The 17,128-nt window shown below is 49.0% G+C and carries 14 protein-coding genes; 11 read left to right on the plus strand and 3 right to left on the minus strand.

From position 1 onward, the window contains the following. Positions 1-22: 22 nt before the first annotated feature. Entirely contained in the window at positions 23-1,192 is a 1,170-nt protein-coding gene (locus ACYVEA_RS26860; RefSeq protein ID WP_461116514.1) for an acyl-CoA dehydrogenase family protein, read from the minus strand. 358 nt (positions 1,193-1,550) lie between these two features. Between ACYVEA_RS26860 and ACYVEA_RS26865 the strand changes: the two genes are divergently transcribed. Together ACYVEA_RS26865 and ACYVEA_RS26870 are read left to right on the plus strand one after the other, a co-directional pair. Continuing rightward, entirely contained in the window at positions 1,551-2,882 is a 1,332-nt protein-coding gene (locus ACYVEA_RS26865) for a UDP-glucose dehydrogenase family protein (protein WP_461116515.1), read from the plus strand. A 109-nt stretch (positions 2,883-2,991) separates the two neighbouring features. Next, complete coding sequence (locus ACYVEA_RS26870; protein WP_093829536.1) at positions 2,992-3,972, plus strand: UDP-glucuronic acid decarboxylase family protein; 981 nt, start codon at positions 2,992-2,994, stop codon at positions 3,970-3,972. A 374-nt stretch (positions 3,973-4,346) separates the two neighbouring features. On the opposite strand, the gene nspC is transcribed toward ACYVEA_RS26870, so the two are convergent. Beyond that, positions 4,347-5,498: a carboxynorspermidine decarboxylase gene (gene nspC / locus ACYVEA_RS26875; RefSeq protein ID WP_461116516.1), complete on the minus strand. Its 1,152-nt coding sequence runs from the start codon at positions 5,496-5,498 to the stop codon at positions 4,347-4,349. Between the two features lie 81 nt (positions 5,499-5,579). Then, complete coding sequence (locus ACYVEA_RS26880; RefSeq protein WP_461116517.1) at positions 5,580-6,581, minus strand: DUF4886 domain-containing protein; 1,002 nt, start codon at positions 6,579-6,581, stop codon at positions 5,580-5,582. A 413-nt stretch (positions 6,582-6,994) separates the two neighbouring features. On the opposite strand from ACYVEA_RS26880, the gene ACYVEA_RS26885 reads away from it, so the two are divergent. From ACYVEA_RS26885 to ACYVEA_RS26925, 9 genes are all read left to right on the plus strand, one after another. Continuing rightward, a complete protein-coding gene (locus ACYVEA_RS26885; protein WP_461116518.1) occupies positions 6,995-7,990 on the plus strand; it encodes an amidohydrolase family protein in 996 nt (331 codons plus the stop codon). A gap of 246 nt (positions 7,991-8,236) precedes the next feature. Next, positions 8,237-8,938, plus strand: coding sequence for a 3-keto-disaccharide hydrolase (locus tag ACYVEA_RS26890; RefSeq protein WP_461116519.1), 702 nt, complete (start codon positions 8,237-8,239; stop codon positions 8,936-8,938). 74 nt (positions 8,939-9,012) lie between these two features. Continuing rightward, on the plus strand, positions 9,013-9,276 hold the full coding sequence (locus ACYVEA_RS26895) for a hypothetical protein (RefSeq protein ID WP_461116520.1): 264 nt from the start codon (positions 9,013-9,015) through the stop codon (positions 9,274-9,276). Positions 9,277-9,348: 72 nt separating this feature from the next. Then, on the plus strand, positions 9,349-10,038 hold the full coding sequence (locus ACYVEA_RS26900) for an HAD family hydrolase (protein WP_461116521.1): 690 nt from the start codon (positions 9,349-9,351) through the stop codon (positions 10,036-10,038). Positions 10,039-10,103: 65 nt separating this feature from the next. Next, positions 10,104-11,180 (plus strand): agmatine deiminase family protein, encoded by a 1,077-nt coding sequence (locus tag ACYVEA_RS26905; protein WP_461116522.1) that lies wholly within the window; start codon positions 10,104-10,106, stop codon positions 11,178-11,180. 63 nt (positions 11,181-11,243) lie between these two features. Further along, positions 11,244-11,975: a hypothetical protein gene (locus ACYVEA_RS26910; RefSeq protein WP_461116523.1), complete on the plus strand. Its 732-nt coding sequence runs from the start codon at positions 11,244-11,246 to the stop codon at positions 11,973-11,975. 168 nt (positions 11,976-12,143) lie between these two features. Further along, on the plus strand, positions 12,144-14,498 hold the full coding sequence (locus ACYVEA_RS26915) for a peptidylprolyl isomerase (protein WP_461116524.1): 2,355 nt from the start codon (positions 12,144-12,146) through the stop codon (positions 14,496-14,498). 117 nt (positions 14,499-14,615) lie between these two features. Beyond that, positions 14,616-15,995, plus strand: a complete 1,380-nt coding sequence (locus ACYVEA_RS26920) for a peptidylprolyl isomerase (protein WP_461116525.1) — start codon at positions 14,616-14,618, stop codon at positions 15,993-15,995. A gap of 113 nt (positions 15,996-16,108) precedes the next feature. Next, a complete protein-coding gene (locus tag ACYVEA_RS26925; RefSeq protein ID WP_093829566.1) occupies positions 16,109-17,071 on the plus strand; it encodes an AAA family ATPase in 963 nt (320 codons plus the stop codon). Positions 17,072-17,128 lie beyond the last annotated feature (57 nt).

Consider the following 17,128-nt stretch of genomic DNA (forward strand, 5'->3'; position numbering starts at 1 on the left):
ATCCCCTTCTTTCTTTTTTCCTCTATTTTAAAATCTGTCTCGAAATTACTACTTTTTGTATTTCACTTGTCCCTTCGCCAATGGTACAAAGTTTGGCATCCCGGTAAAATTTTTCAACGGGAAAATCCTTTGTGTAACCATATCCGCCAAAAATCTGTACGGCCTCATTAGCGACCCGCACAGCTGTTTCCGAGGCAAATAGTTTCGCCATTGCCGATTCTTTCGTAACTGGCTTTCCAGCGTCTTTCAACTCAGCGGCCTGGTAGGTAAGCAGTTTAGCTGCTTCTATGTCAGTAGCCATATCCGCCAGTTTAAAGCTGATTCCCTGGAAGTTAGCAATAGGTTGGCCAAACTGTTCACGCTCTTTTGCGTAGGCCAGAGCGGCATCGTAAGCACCGTAAGCGATGCCCAAACTCAGCGCGGCAATTGAAATGCGGCCTCCATCCAATACTTTCAGCGATTGTACAAACCCGTCGCCAACGGCACCTAATCGCTGACTATCCGGAATTCGGCAATCCTGAAACAGCATTTCGGCCGTTTCTGATGCTCTCATCCCCAGCTTATCTTCCTTCCGACCACCCAAAAAACCGGGTGTGCCTCGTTCGACGATGAAGGCCGTAGCATTATGGGCTGTGTTCGGGTTGCCGGTTCGGGCGATCACTACCGCTACGTTACCACTTATGCCATGTGTAATAAAGTTTTTTGCTCCATTCAACACCCAGTCATCACCATCGCGAACAGCCGTCGTACGCATGTTGCCCGCATCAGAACCCGTATTAGGTTCAGTCAGACCCCAGGCGCCGAGCCATTCGCCAGCAGCGAGCCGGGGTAAATAGGTTTCCTTCTGCTGATCGTTACCAAATAATAAAATATGGTTGGTACAGAGTGAGTTATGAGCAGCCATCGACAATCCGATCGATCCATCTACCCGCGATAGTTCGACAATGGCTGCTACGTATTCGGGATAACCGAGTCCAGCTCCACCATATTCAACGGGTACCAGCATACCCATAAGGCCCTGTTCGCCTAACTGCTGAAACAGATTAGCCGGAAAATGCTGTTCATCATCCCATTGGCGGATATTTGGACGAATAAGCCGTTCGCTTAAATCGCGCACGGATTGTATAATCAATTGTGCAAGCGCTAGTCGATCAGAGGAGCTTACTTGGTTTTCTCCAATTTCAGTGTTCATAAATCCAGTTGTTCATTTCGTTTGTTGATGTGTATAAAAAGTTGTTCAGACAAGTATCAACATTAGTTGCATACATAACGACAATAAACATCAAATCAGCACGAAATAAAGGAGTATGGCCAGTGAAAATAAATTTTTAGTCATAATAGTTAACAAGAAGTTAATTGATTTGCTAATTTGGGCTATTCTTAGGTGCTGGTACTAATTTTTTTAACGAATGAATCGTTTATACCCATCAATCAGTATTCGTTGATGCAGTAGTAGTAGGTTATTAAAAATCTCCTATTTTTGCAAAGATCGGTTAGTTTGCCTTATCCTGAGTGTTAGCTATAAATCTCATTTATATACTGTTTACTTTATGAAATTAGCAGTCGTTGGAACCGGATACGTAGGCCTTGTGACGGGGACCTGTTTTGCTGAAACGGGCAACCAGGTAACGTGCGTTGACATTGACGAACGAAAAGTTGAAAAACTGAATAATGGTATCGTTCCCATTTATGAGCCAGGCCTTGAGACTTTATTCCACCGGAATGTGGAGGAAGGCCGCTTGTCGTTTACAACCAACCTTGAAGAAGGTATCAAAGGCGCCGAAGTAATTTTCCTGGCCTTGCCAACCCCTCCGGGTGAAGATGGTTCAGCCGACCTTAAATATATCCTGAAAGTAGCCAGCGATCTGGGTCCCATCCTGAATCAGTATGCGGTTATTGTAGACAAAAGTACCGTGCCAGTTGGTACGGCAGAGAAAGTTTACGCACACATCGCCGACAATGCCAAGGTTGATTTCGACGTAGTGTCGAACCCCGAATTTTTGCGGGAAGGTGTGGCCGTTGAAGATTTTATGAAACCCGACCGGGTGGTTATCGGTACTCGATCTGATCGGGCGAAAGGGGTAATGAATCGCCTGTATGCGCCTTTGGTACGTCAGGGGAACCCCGTCATTTTCATGGATGAGCGTTCGGCTGAGATGACCAAATATGCCGCTAATGCATTCCTGGCTACGAAAATTACGTTCATGAACGAGATCGCCAACTTGTGCGAGCGGGCGGGTGCCAACGTAGACGATATTCGCCGGGGTATTGGTACCGACAGCCGTATTGGTAAGCGATTCCTGTTTGCAGGCATTGGGTACGGTGGTAGCTGTTTCCCGAAAGATGTACAGGCGCTGGCCAAAACCGCTAAAGATTTCGATTACGATTTCAAAGTGCTGAAGTCGGTCATGGAAGTGAATTACGAGCAGAAAACAAAGTTGATGCCGTTGATTCGCAATCACTTTGGTGGTAATCTGAAAGGAAAAACAATTGCTGTGTGGGGGCTGGCCTTCAAACCGTATACCGACGATATTCGTGAAGCTCCGGCTCTGGATAACATACAGGCACTGCTTGAAGCTGGTGCGAAAGTGACGGTGTATGATCCTGAAGCAATGGATAATGTCCGCAATCAGATTGGGAACGCTGTTACGTATGCCCATACGCAGTATGCCGCACTTGACGACGCCGATGCACTGGTTATTATTACGGAATGGCCGCTGTTCCGCACCCCTGATTTCGACAAGATGAATCTCCTGATGAAAGGGAAAGTGATCTTTGATGGCCGGAACGTGTATGAAGTTGATCAAATGCGTGAGTTGAACTATACCTACTACAGCGTTGGCCGCGAAGCCGTACTGGCGCCAGTTGAACAGAAAGTTTGATTTTTATTTTACCACAGAGAAACAGAGATTTGTCGGGAAAATACAGCGTATTCCGTTGCTTTTCTGTCAAACTCTGTTTCTCTGTGTTTAGTCCTTTCCTGAGCAATTTATGAAGCGTGTATTAATAACCGGCGGAGCCGGATTTTTAGGGTCGCACCTTTGCGACCGGTTTATTAAAGAAGGGTATCACGTCATGGCGATGGATAACCTCATTACGGGCGATATTCGTAATATTGAGCACCTCTTTCACCTGCCCAATTTCGAGTTTTACCATCACGACGTTTCCAAATATATCCATGTGCCGGGCGAACTAGATTACATCCTTCACTTTGCGTCGCCAGCCAGCCCGATCGACTACCTTAAAATTCCGATTCAGACGCTGAAAGTAGGGTCGTTAGGTATTCATAATTGCTTAGGCCTGGCGCGGGTAAAGGGCGCACGCGTACTGATTGCCTCCACTTCGGAAGTGTACGGCGACCCCAACGTTCACCCACAACCAGAAGAATATTGGGGAAATGTGAATCCAATTGGGCCGCGTGGTGTGTATGACGAAGCCAAGCGATTTCAGGAAGCGATAACGATGGCCTACCATACATACCATGGATTGGAAACACGTATCGTACGGATTTTCAATACGTATGGACCCCGGATGCGCCTGAACGACGGTCGGGTATTGCCCGCTTTCATTGGTCAGGCATTACGAGGGGAAGACCTGACCGTTTTTGGCGATGGCAGCCAGACGCGTTCATTCTGCTACGTCGATGATTTGGTTGAAGGGATTTATCGCCTGTTGTTGAGTGATTATGCATACCCGGTAAACATTGGTAACCCGTCGGAAATTACCATTAAGGAATTCGGCGAAGAAATCATTAAACTCACTGGAACAACGCAGAAACTTGTTCTGAAGGATTTGCCGGTAGATGACCCGAAACAACGTCAGCCCGATATTACGAAAGCCAAAGCGATTCTTGGCTGGGAACCCAAAGTGTCGAGGGATGAAGGGTTGCGCATTACGTATGAATATTTCAAGAGCCTGCCTGAAGAAGAACTTTATAAAGCGGCCTACCATCGCGAGTTTGTGAAGCAGTGATCTTGCTACAAAATTGCAATTCCGGGAAATTGTGTAATTTTACCTGCGTAACTGCTTTACGCAGTACACCTTTAGCTGTCAAGAAAAAAACCTGCGACCATCTTTGTGCGCAGGTTTTTTGTTTTTTCGTCATTTCGATTGTCTTAGTTGCTCATCGAGCAAGCTATCCCGTGGGGATTTAACAGCGTAGCGTCGGTAGAGAGAATAATTTGTAAAATACCTTAAGTACCGTCAGGCACGCAACTTTATTGAATAATTGCGTACCTGACGGCACGCTGTTTATCTAGGAACCCGTTTTCACTACCGACGCTACGCTGTTAAATCCCTACGGGATATTTTATGCGATTAATGAAAAACCAATGACAGTAGCGCTACTAGCTTAATCGATCCTTAAAACTCTCGTACCCGTAGGTTTTAATTAATTGAAACGATTCGTTTTCTTTCCAGATACCGATACTTGGCAAATTGACTCCATTGAACGTAGTGGTTTTCACCATTGTGTAGTGAATCATGTCGTCGAACACAATAATGTCGCCGATTTCGAGCGGTTTATCGAACGAGTAGTCGCCCATGAAATCACCGGCGAGGCACGTCATTCCACCCAGCCGGTAGGTTGGTTTTCCGGCAACGGGTTCATGGTATGAATGAATAATGCGGGGCTTGTAGGGCATTTCGAGCGTATCGGGCATATGAGCAGCAAAGGACGTATCTAAAATAGCAACGTTAATTCCCTGACTATCAAGTATATCAAGTACGGTAGACGTTAGGACTCCCGTTTGCCAGGCAATGGCCGAACCCGGTTCCAGTATCACATCAACATTGTATTTCTGCCGGAAAGTGGTCAGTAATCCAACGAGGTGATTCGTGTCGTACCCTTCGCGGGTCATCAGATGCCCTCCGCCGAAGTTGACCCATTTGGCCTGATGCAGCAAGTCTCCAAACCGACTTTCAAGGGCATCGAGCGTTCGTTCGAGCGTAAAGGAATCGTTTTCGCAAAGCGTGTGAAAATGAATGCCATCCAGTCCTTCGGGCAATTGATCGGGCAACTGGTCGCGGGTAGCACCCAGTCTTGAGCCCGGTACACAAGGATTATACATGTCGGTGGCCACTTCTGAATACTGCGGATTTACCCGGATTCCACACGATACTCGCCCGACAGCCCGATCTTTAAACCGCTCCCATTGACTCCATGAGTTAAACGTCAAGTGACTGCTACGTTCCACTACTTCGTCAAAACTGGCATCCTGATAAGCCGGAATGTAGGCGTGGGCTTTCACCCCCATGTATTCATTAACCAGTTTGATTTCGTTGAGCGAACTGGCCGTGGCTCCGCTTAAATAGTGGCGCACCAGCGGAAAGGCGCTGTACATCGAGAAGCCCTTGAGAGCCAGAATAATCGTTACGCCAGCCGCCTGTTGTACGGAATCAATGAGTTCAAGATTTCGGCGAAGTTTAGCTTCTTCCAGAATAAAGCAGGGCGACGGAATAGCTGGATCGTTGAGGTGTTGCAGTAAGGTCGTATTCATACTGCAAAGGTAGGGTGTTTTAGAATGGGGTAATCTGGAAGTTTATCGTATGCCTTTAGATTGGCGACTCTCCGTTGAACATCATATTTGTTTTTTAACCCACGTCCTCATACTAGCCAACTTCCTGCTCTCTTTCCTGACTGTTGACCAAGCTGTTTTCCGTAACTGCTTAGCAAAACCTGGCTCAACCTCTTCAGGGCAAAACGTCAGCTTAACCGGTGATTCATTAAACAGGAAACCATACCAGACCAAGGCACCTAAATAACATCCGGCTGCATTGGCATGATGGGAATCAAAGGCTAGTTTGCCTTTATCCCAGCGATACCCCATGTGCAACGAATGAGTTTGGTTGGGCAGATTTGGTGCCTGTGATTGGCTGAAATTGAACGTATCGTCTTTTCGGTAAGCCCATTTAGCCATTGAGTTGATCCGCCAGAAGGCGTCGCCATTGGGAATGATCGGAATCCCTAACTCGTCAGCCATCGTGTGGTAAGCCGCTCTTGATTTTCCCCACATTTCCTGAGCGCTCTTCGCGGAATCTTTCGGTGCAATTTGGCTAAAATCCTTTGAGTCAGAACGGTAGGCCCAGGTTTGGTGAAAAACAATGGTAGCGTTCGGTTGTATCTTTTTGACATAGTCAAACAGCTTACGGGCATAAGGTCGATACGTCTCTACATCGCCGGAAAGTATTGACGCCTGTTGAATGGTCACTACGTCCCAAACGCCTTCGGATAACAGCATCTTCAGGGATTTTCCACCATAGGGTTTGCCTTCAGGGTCGTCCGGATTACGTTCGGCAGCTTCGGCATGATTCCAGTGCCGCTGTAGAGAGCTACCCCCTAGTTCGGCGCGTCCGATTATTAATTCATGCCCGCCTTCCTTACTTAATTGGGGTAGATATTTTGACGCGTTTTGCGAAAAACTATTGCCAATCATAAACAGATGCAACGTAGGTTTTCTGTCAGTGGCTACCGTAGCTCCTGACTGCGCAAACGCGACGCTGACCGAAAAAAGCGCTAAAAAAAGCAGGAATGTCTTTTTGTTAAAGCGGCTGAAAGTGACCCTGTTTTGTAATTGTTGCATATAATTGATTCTATTTCCGACTATTGACTTCTACAGTTAGTAGTTAAAATGTAGGTCTGTACTCGACAAATAGCCAATTCGATAGGTATCTACTCACAGGAAATCGCTAATCGCCTGCTGGAGGATAATGTCTCGCCACAATACACCTGCCAGAGATTAACCCGATTGGCAAGTCCTGTCACAACTTGACGAGATCCAGCAGACGCGGCACTACCGTCGGGCGACGGGAAGATTATAGCCAATCCCTCACTTAATATATCTTAGCCTAACCAACGCGCTCATAGCGTGTTAGTACAAATAGCAATGCCCCAAACTCAGCAAATTTTAATTTCATGGAAACCCGATTAGAACGGAAAGTATCCCTTTAATCATCGATTATTAATCGGCTTTTTGAGTCAAAGAAACTCTCTCATATGCGCGTTATAGCCCTGGAAGAACACATCAGCTTTTCCGAATTAACCAGTCGTATTCCCGAAGCTGCCATCACCGCGCGTGGCTGGCCAGCAACCGACAGTCCGAATTCACCCACCAAAAGAGTGGGTTCTCAACTCGCGGAAGTGGGGGAGAAACGACTGAAAACGATGGATGAGGCTGGTATTACGGTACAGGTATTGTCGGTTTCCGGCGCGGGAGCCGACCTGTTAGATGCTGGGCAGGGGCCAATCCTGGCCCGTGATTATAACGACGCTCTGGCCCGGCGAATCGCTGCTTATCCGAACCGCTTTGCCGGGTTTGCTCACCTGCCGATGTCGAATCCCGAGGCTGCAGCTGATGAACTGGAACGCACGGTAACAGACCTGCACTTCTGCGGAGCGATGATTAATGGCCTGACACAGAACCAGTTTTTAGATCATCCTCGCTTTGCGCCCTTACTCGAACGAGCCGAGCGGTTGGCGGTGCCGTTGTACCTGCACCCGGGTGTACCACCTGAAGCCATCCAAGCGGTGTATTACGATGGATTGGCTCCGGCTCTATCTACGCAACTAGGCATGGCGGGCTTCGGCTGGCATGCCGAAACGGCTATTCACGTATTACGGCTCGTTCTGTCGGGCACCTTCGAACGGTTTCACAACCTGCAACTGATTATTGGTCATATGGGCGAAACCCTGCCGGTTATGATGGCCCGGTGCGATCTGATTTTTAGCCAGGAGATGACTCACCTGCCCCGCACCATCAGTCAGACGCTGCAACAGCAGGTTTATATTACGACCAGTGGCATCTTCACTCAACCTCCCCTGCTGGCTGCTTTGGCCACGTTTGGCGTGGATCGAATTCTATTTTCCGTTGACTATCCGTTCAGTGCCAACGAGCAGGGCCGCGCTTTTCTGAATAGCATTAATCTACCGCCCACCGACGTTGAAAAGATTGCGCACGGCAATGCTGATCGACTCCTAAAGCTACGCGCCTAGTCCAGAATGCCCAACTGCCGATTAGGGGTAGGTGGGCTTCCTCCTCCAACAACATCTCCGTTCTTCGCTTTCTTCTACAGAAGCACTCTCTGATCTGCTACGTCCCCTTTCGTGAACCAATCGGGGGTGTATATTTGTGAAAGAATCTAGTCTGTTTTCAATATTTTCCTGCGAAGGCTGAACGGTCCATAATAAATTGATATTCAGATGCGATCGTCTTTGTGTAGTAAATCTAATTGCCATCCAATGAAAAAATACTTCCTGTTACTGGCGACCCTGAGTCTGACCTATTCCCTTTATGCTCAAACGCCAGCGATTAGTTTGCCGCCCAAAGGCCATCCTAATCCGAGTGGAGCTGGCTGGAAGTCGTTATTCGGAAGTGACCTTTCGGAGGCTTCTTATCCCAAAGGAGTGTGGAGTATGGATGATGGGGGGATACTGACCGCCACAGAAGATAAAGCCATTTGGTCAGCAGTGCCATACGATGATTTTATATTGGATTTGCTCTTCAAAACAGCCGAGGGAACCAACAGTGGGGTGGTCGTTCATGCGAGTGATACAACCAACTGGATTCCTAATTCGGTAGAAATTCAGATTGCTGACGACTACGCAAAAAAATGGGCCGATTCGCCGGCAAATTGGCAGTGTGGCGCTTTCTTCGGCCATCAGGCACCCACGAAACGGACCGTCAAAAAGCCCGACGAGTGGAATCGCTATACCATTACGTGTCAGGGGAAAATGATCTATGTTGTACTGAACAACGAATTAGTCAATACGATCGATCTGACGAAGTTTACGTCTACCAAAACAAATCCCGATGGGTCTGAAGTGCCTGCCTGGCTCAATAAACCAGCCGCCGATCTGCCCTTGCATGGCTTCATTGGCCTACAGGGCAAACACGCGGGTGCCCCGATTTACTACCGGAATGTGAAGATTAAAGCCTTGTAGATACACCAGCCCGGCTACGCACTACATATTACTTTGCGAACCCATTGGCTGGTAGTTGGTGTTCTCGAAGTACTATGTTAATCGAACCCCAAACTCGTCATAGCACGACATTACCTGAATTACGTTTTTCGCTCAACCTGCTTTATGTGGGTCGGTTGCTGCTGGGCATGAAATCCCCTTCGCCTATAACGGACGAAGGAATCGACGCCTTCGATGAGCGCATTGAAGACGTAACCGATGAATTGGTGGCGACCGAATTGCTGCATGAAGCCGCCGTTTTAGCCGGTGATGTTTTGCCGGGAAATGTACCGCCAACGGCAATCGATGACGTAGCATAAGCTGCAATCTGCGTTCTTTGCACGCACATACCTGCAATACCTTGCGGCTCAACAAGAGTCTTACCTGTTTTTATGCCTGATACACATTCTTCCGATTTTGCGTGGGCCTGTCTGTTCGATATGGACGGCGTTCTGGTTGACAATACCGATTTTCACGTCAATGCCTGGCTACAGTTTGCCCAGAAACACAATCGGCCACTGACGAAAGAGCAGTATGTAGAAAATATCAACGGACGCGTTTCTGCTGATGCCATGGCATACGTATTTCAACGACCCATTCCGCCCGGCGAGTTGATCGTATTGACCGAAGAGAAAGAAGCCATCTACCGCGACTTATACCGACCACATCTACAGCCTGCACCGGGCCTGCTGGATTTTTTGGGGGCGTTGCGTGCGCAGGGGGTGAAACTGGCCGTGGGAACATCGGCTCCAGAAAGTAATGTTCGGTTTACGCTCGACGGCCTGCCACTACGTCCTTATTTTGATGCGATCGTGGATGCCAGCATGGTTCATAAAGGAAAACCCGACCCTGAAATTTATTTGACAGCCGCCGAACGCGTTGGGGTAGAACCGGCGCACTGCATCGTTTTTGAGGATGCATTTGCGGGTATCGAAGCGGGCCTTCGGGGCGGGATGAGCGTGGTGGCTGTAGCCACGACACACACGCATGACGAACTCGTTGACACCGGTGCGGCCCTCATCATTGACGACTTCAGGGGCCTGTCGGTAGATGCCGTGCGGCAATTAGTAACTGGAAGGTAACACCCTGACCCCGCCTAATTTTGTAACTTTGGAGAAAAATTGGCCAAGTTGCCAACGACATACGCTTGAATACCGCATCCGACATTACGCTGATTCCTGCCCAAGAGGGTTTTTTCTTTCCGGCCGAATGGCACCCGCACGTAGCAACCTGGCTTAGTTGGCCCCATACGGAAGCTTCCTGGACGCGTGAGCGGCAGGAACTGATGTTTCCGGCTTACATTGATTTTATCAAAGCGATTTCCGAAAGTGAGCAGGTTTGTATAAATGCGCACAATGAGGTAGTTATACAAGGCGCTACGTTGCGACTGCTGGCGGCTGGTGCCGATATGAGCCGTATTACGTTGCTGCCGCATCCTACGAACGACTCCTGGTGCCGCGATCATGGACCGGCTTTTCTGATCAATCCTCAGAAAAAGGAACGGATGATTGTGAACTGGGGCTACAACGCCTGGGGAGGTAAATATCCGCCCTATGACCGGGATGATCTGATTCCGGTAGAAATTGCCCGGTATCGTCAGTTAGATTACGTAACACCGGCAGCATCCACTGGGGGCATCATCATGGAAGGCGGTTCGGTGGAGTTTAACGGCGCGGGAACGGTGCTGACCAGCCGGGCCTGCCTGCTTAACCAGAACCGGAATAGCCAGTTGACGCAGGCAAACATTGAGCAGTATCTGTGTGATTACTACGGGGTTCAGCAAGTGCTGTGGGTCGAAGAAGGCATTGTTGGCGATGATACCGACGGGCATATCGACGATACGGTTCGGTTCGTAAATGAGGATACCGTCCTTGCGGCTTATGAGTCGAACCGGAACGATGCGAATTATCCGTTTTTGCAGGAAATTCATCACGAATTGAAACAGATGCGGCTGCTGAACGGCAAGCAATTAAACATCGTAGAGTTGCCCATGCCTGATCCGGTCGAAAGTGACGGCCTACGGTTACCCGCTTCCTACGCCAATTTCCTGATCACCAACGGCGCGGTGATTGTCCCAACATTTCGTTGCCATAAAGATCAGGTAGCCCTGGACATTATCGGTACGTGCTTCCCGGATCGTAAAATTATTGGCATCGACTCAACGGACATCGTCTGGGGTTTAGGGAGTTTCCATTGCCTCAGCCAGCAGGAACCAAGCGTCTGATCGCACGGGCGCCCCTACCGGTATTTACAGGATTTAAACGATTTTCTTGAGGCCTAACAATCAATGCCAGTAATCAACACGCTGTTGCGTATACGTAGCGAATTAATCATTTTTTGTCAGTTAATCAGTGTAATTCTGGTTCAGACCGGTTGCGCCCGTCAACCGGTGCTCACGGCCGAACTAACCCCCCGGACCTTGAACGCCGTTAATCTGGAGGAAACGTTAAGCCGACGCGATGAGCTGATGATGGCTTATTCACTGACGAGCTATGATGCGCAGAATAAACCTGTTGGTGTTGTCAATGGTGGCTGGGGCGTTGAAACGGTTAAGAAAGGCCAGCTACTTGATTTAGCAACGAACGAACACCCGGCCCGTCCAATTCAACTCGCCTTGCCTAAAAACGGAAAAATCGTGGCGTCACTGATCCTGGTTGAAGTGGACGATTACAATCAGGCAAAGGAAACACTGACCAAAATTCAGAAAATCCATAACGTTGTTTCCATTCCTGCTACGTTGCTGCTGACGGCTGCAGAAGTGCTGACGCCCTTGAAATACATATCGGCCGGGCTGGTTGCATCGGGCGTTGGGTTGCAACTGGCTGACAAACTCGACAATGATGATGTACTGGGCCAAAGTAGCGTTGAACTACATGAAGCGGCCTTACGCCAGAAAAAACAGCAATTTATTAAGGTCCCGGTCGTCTTTACGGGGAAAAATCAACAAGATTCATTTGAATACAAAGTAGAATACGACATCACGCTTAAAGCCGTGAAAATTCAGGCCGTTCGCCAATAAGCGACGCATATGGGTCGTTTCTTACGGTAAGAGGTAGCCCAAAAACGAATGTTTTTACCATTTACTTGGTTTTTACCCTACGATAATTATCCTCGGCGCCCGTACCGAAAATTGATAATAAGACCACTACGGTAGATCGTCCATACATTATAATTTCACATCGACGCTATGCGCCAACTTACAGGCGGACTCTTGCTGGCTCTCGCCTTAACAGCTTGTAAAACAGCTGCACCGGTTGTTCAGCAAACGCCCCCGCAACCCGTAATTCTGACACTGGGGAACAAAACCTTCACAACCGACGATTTTTTTCAATCGTTTACCAAAAATCAACTTTCGTCGGATTCGGCTCAGCGGACCGACGTGAAAGAGTACTTCGATCTGTATACCAATCTGAAGTTAAAAGTGCTGGCTTCCGAAGCCCAGGGACGCGACACCACCGAGGCATTTCGGGAAGAGATGAATACGTACCGGAAGCAACTGGCGCAATCCTACCTGACCGATAAAGTGCTGGTTGAGTCACTGGCAGCCGAAGCGTATCAGCGGATGCAGCAGGAAGTAAATGCGTCGCATATTCTGATTCCTGTTTCGGAAGATGCGACGCCTGCGGATACGTTAGCGGCTTATCAATCCATACTATCACTGCGCAAACAGGCTACGGCCGGAGAGGATTTTGCCAGGCTGGCCCGCGAAAATTCGAAAGATGTCACTACGGCTCCCAACGGGGGAAACCTGGGGTATATTTCGGCCTTCGGCATTGTGTATCCGTTAGAGACAGCGGCTTATACAACGCCGGTGGGAAATATTTCGCAGCCTGTTCGGACGCGGTTTGGCTATCATCTCGTTAAAGTCAATAATCGTCGGCCAAGTCGGGGTAGGGTTCGGGTGGCGCATATTCTGGTACGGCTGAGCCCCAGCGCCGATGAACCCGGTCAGAAAGTGGCAAAGGATCGAATCGATGCGGCTTATGCCCGTTTACAGAAAGGTGATTCCTTTGAAACCGTTTGTCAGGATATATCCGATGATGCTACGTCCAAAACCAACGGTGGGGTTTTGCCCGCGTTTGAACCGGGCCGATGGGTACCCGCCTTTGAAGATACTGCGTTTAGTTTAGCCAAACCGGGCGATTATTCGAAACCCGTACGCACCAACTACGGCTGGCACATTATCAAACTTATTGACCGGAAGCCGCTGGATTCCTACGCCACGCTTTCCCCTTCGTTACGCCAACGCGTCACGACCGATACCCGCGCCGAAATACTGCGGCAAGCTACCGTCCAACGCCTTCGGAAAGAATATACGGTTCAGGAGAATACATCGTTGCTTGATGCCGCATTGACCAAAGCCGACAGCAGCTTGCTGCGTGGTCAGTGGAAATATACAGAGCCCCTTGATCCAGCGCTTCAAAACAAGTCAGTTGTAACGATTGCTAATAGGCCTTATACAGTCAACCAGTTTTTCGACTTCGTTCGTCAGCGTCAACAACCTCCGCGAAACCCGGCCATGGCCACGAACGGATCCACCAACGTAGTAAGTGCTGTTTCGGGCTCACCCGCAGTGGCCATGCGTCGATTGTTTGACCGGTTTGTCGGTGATCAGTTACTAGCAACGGAAGAAGCGAACCTGGACAAAAAGTCGCCGGAGTTTCGCGCGTTGTTAAATGAAATTCACGATGGCGTGTTGCTATCGCTGGGGATGGAGCAGAACGTCTGGGATCGCTCAATGGCCGACTCCACTGGCCAACGGTACTACTTTGAACAGCATAAAGCCAATTACCGGTTGCCTGAGCGGGCCGTATCGACAATCGTGGTGGCAAAAAACGATAGTCTCTTAAAGCAGACAATGAGTATGTTCAGTGGTAAACCGCCCTACCAGCTTCGGCGGTCGGCTCCCGCGCTGACCTTTGCCAAAACGAAGACAGCGATCACCTCAGACTTACGCGAGAGCCTGTTCGACGTACTGGTGGTCATGAACCGCAATCCTGACTACGTCGTGGAGGTGTCGGGTTCGCATGACCCCACCGAGCGTGATTCGGTATCGGCCGGGCGAATCCGGGCGGTGGTTGGCTACTTGCAGAAAAATGGTATTACGCTCAGCCGGATCATGGAAAAAGATTACCAGGGCGCCCGTCCGGGAGCCGCGAAAGACGCCCAGCGTAATGTAACATTCCAGTATTTCAGCAACGCCAAAGAAGACGTAGTAAAAGTTATTAACAGCAAATATCAATCCACCACAGGCGATCCGGCAGTAGTGATCACGACCGGTGCGTTTGCGCAGGGGGAAAACCCCTATCTGCCTGCTTCTGCTCAGTGGAAAGTGGGTACCACTACGTTGCATCGTGATAACAAGGCGATTGCCGTTGTCATTGACCGTATCGAACCCGCGCGTGTCAAAACGTTTGCCGAAGCCCGGGGAGCGGTAATTAACGAGTATCAGGCAATGTTAGAAAAACAATGGCTGGCCCAGCTTCGGCAAACCTATCCGGTGAAAGTGAATGAAGATGAAATCCGGAAGTTAGCGAAATAGAGTATTTTGTTGGCTAACGAAGTTGGGTAGCCGGACGAAAGTAAAAAAATGGTCTACTTACCTCTTAAAATTACTTAAATCGCAGACCGCTAGCCGTTCTGTGCTTATATTTAGAACATGAAAAAAGTTATTAGCAGTGTGCTCGTTGTTTTGGTTGGCTGGTTTCTGACTGTGCCTACCTTTGGGCAGGGGCAGGGCATCAGCCTGAATAAAATCATAGCGAAGGTCGACAACTACTACGTTCTTCGTTCTGATCTGGAAGAAGCGTATCAATCCTACGTTGGGCAAAACCAGACACCTCCGCAAAAGTGCCAGTTGCTGGAAAGCCTGGTGGTCAACAAAATGATGCTGGCTAAGGCTGAAATCGACTCCGTAGTCGTGGAGGAAAAGATCGTGGACAGCGAGCTCGATTCCCGGATGCAGTATATGTCACAGCAGTTCGGCTCCGAGAAAAATATTGTTGAAGCCTATGGCAAGAGCCTGGAAATGCTGAAAAGCGAATTGCGCCAGCAGGTGAAAGATCAGAAGATCGTGCAAAAAATGCAGAATAAAATTACGACTGACGTGAAAGTGACTCCCCGTGATGTTCGTAAATTTTTTGACGGCATTCCCCGGGATAGTTTGCCCTACATGCCCGCCGAAGTAGAAGTGGGACAGATTGTACGGTTTGCCAAACCGACCAAAGAGCAAAAGGAAGCCCTGCGTCAGCGGCTGATCGATCTCAAACACCGGGTCGAGAAAGGGGAAGATTTTGCCAAACTAGCCAAAGAAAACTCCGAAGACGTTGGATCGGCTGAAAAAGGGGGTGATTTAGGGTTTGCCAAACGCGGTATGATGGTGGCTCCTTTTGAGGGGGCAGCGTTGAAACTGAAACCGAATGAAATGTCGGACGTAGTGGAGTCTGATTTCGGGTTGCACTTGATTCAATTACTGGAAACCCGTGGAGCCGAATACCGCGCCCGGCACATTTTGCTGCGTCCCGACTACAATCGTCTGGATATGACCGGTCCAACCCGTTATTTAGACAGTCTGCGCAATCTTATTCAGATTGACTCACTGAAATTCGAAAAAGCGGCTCATGATTATTCAGAAGATAAAAATACGGCCGATGCAGGTGGATTGATCCGCGATCCACAGTCGGGGGGAAGTCGGCTGGCCATGGATGGTTCGATGGAATATGCCATGTTTCAGATGCTTGATACCATGAAAGTAGGTAGCATTTCGGCCCCGCTGCCTTATCGTACCGAAGACGGTAAAAGTGCGGTACGCCTGCTCTACTTCAAGAGTAAAGTGCCACCCCATACCGCCGATTTTACGAAAGATTTTGAGAAATTACAGACGATTGTTCTTCAGAATAAAAAGAACCGTGCCATCGACGACTGGTTTAAAAAATCGGTTGCCGACGTATACATCACGGTCGATCCCGAATTTCACAGTTGTCGAATATTCGGTACTACCCAGAACAGTGCCGCTGCGCTCGGTGCGAGCAGTAATTAGTGAATGATAAATGATGAATAATGAAGGATAAGCCACACACTTATCCTTCATCATCGCCCCGGCGACCCGGTCATCATTTATCATTAATTATTCATCATTAACCTTTCTTACCTGTGCCTTACTCATCGGATGTCGCGGCTGCGGAAGCCCTTACTAATTCTTACCAAAAGCTTAAAAACGAAATTTCGAAGGTTGTCATAGGTCAGGACGAAACAGTGCGTCTGTTGCTGACGGCTATCTTCTGCCAGGGCCACTGCCTGCTGGTTGGAGTACCCGGCTTAGCTAAAACACTACTTATTCAGACAATAGCGGGTGCGCTGGACCTCGATTTCAACCGGATTCAGTTCACGCCCGACCTGATGCCATCCGATATTCTTGGGTCCGAAACCCTCGATCAGGAGCGCAATTTCAAGTTCATCAAAGGACCAATTTTCGCCAATATCATTCTGGCGGACGAAATTAACCGGACGCCACCTAAAACGCAGGCGGCTTTACTGGAAGCCATGCAGGAGTACTCGGTGACCATCGCAGGCCAGAAATATGGATTGGGACGACCGTTTTTCGTATTGGCTACCCAGAATCCCATTGAGCAGGAGGGGACGTATCCGCTACCCGAAGCCCAATTGGATCGGTTCATGTTCAACATTTACCTGGATTATCCGTCTTATCAGTCAGAAGTAGACATCGTGAAAAATACGACGTCTGATGTACGCTATGAGGTGCAACGGGTGGTTACGGGCGAGGAAATTCGGGAGTTCCAGCACCTGGTACGGCGGGTGCCAGTCGTAGACAATGTGGTTGAATACGCCGTTAAACTCGTTCATAAAACCCGGCCAAATACCGACATGGGGGCAGCAGACGCTAACCAGTACCTGGAGTGGGGAGCGGGCCCCCGGGCATCGCAGGCGCTCATTCTGGCCGCCAAATGCAATGCGCTGCTGATGGGAAAATATTCGCCTGATATTGAAGATGTGCGGGCGGTTGCTTTGCCAATTCTGCGCCATCGCGTCGTTCGTAACTTCAAAGCCGAAGCTGAAGGCATTTCGGTCGAGCAGCTGATTAAGCGTCTGATGTAATTTTGGTTTACGGTATTCGGTATACGGTGGTCCATCGCTACAGGGGCTGATGGTGGC

The sequence above is a fragment of the Spirosoma jeollabukense genome (genome assembly GCF_054777855.1).

Bases quoted from the DNA above. Each gene is read 5' to 3' on its own strand.
- ACYVEA_RS26860 (WP_461116514.1), bottom strand. From the start codon at position 1,192: ATGAACACTGAAATTGGAGAAAACCAAGTAAGCTCCTCTGATCGACTA.
- ACYVEA_RS26865 (WP_461116515.1), top strand. From the start codon at position 1,551: ATGAAATTAGCAGTCGTTGGAACCGGATACGTAGGCCTTGTGACGGGG.
- ACYVEA_RS26870 (WP_093829536.1), top strand. From the start codon at position 2,992: ATGAAGCGTGTATTAATAACCGGCGGAGCCGGATTTTTAGGGTCGCAC.
- nspC (WP_461116516.1), bottom strand. From the start codon at position 5,498: ATGAATACGACCTTACTGCAACACCTCAACGATCCAGCTATTCCGTCG.
- ACYVEA_RS26880 (WP_461116517.1), bottom strand. From the start codon at position 6,581: ATGCAACAATTACAAAACAGGGTCACTTTCAGCCGCTTTAACAAAAAG.
- ACYVEA_RS26885 (WP_461116518.1), top strand. From the start codon at position 6,995: ATGCGCGTTATAGCCCTGGAAGAACACATCAGCTTTTCCGAATTAACC.
- ACYVEA_RS26890 (WP_461116519.1), top strand. From the start codon at position 8,237: ATGAAAAAATACTTCCTGTTACTGGCGACCCTGAGTCTGACCTATTCC.
- ACYVEA_RS26895 (WP_461116520.1), top strand. From the start codon at position 9,013: ATGTTAATCGAACCCCAAACTCGTCATAGCACGACATTACCTGAATTA.
- ACYVEA_RS26900 (WP_461116521.1), top strand. From the start codon at position 9,349: ATGCCTGATACACATTCTTCCGATTTTGCGTGGGCCTGTCTGTTCGAT.
- ACYVEA_RS26910 (WP_461116523.1), top strand. From the start codon at position 11,244: ATGCCAGTAATCAACACGCTGTTGCGTATACGTAGCGAATTAATCATT.
- ACYVEA_RS26915 (WP_461116524.1), top strand. From the start codon at position 12,144: ATGCGCCAACTTACAGGCGGACTCTTGCTGGCTCTCGCCTTAACAGCT.
- ACYVEA_RS26920 (WP_461116525.1), top strand. From the start codon at position 14,616: ATGAAAAAAGTTATTAGCAGTGTGCTCGTTGTTTTGGTTGGCTGGTTT.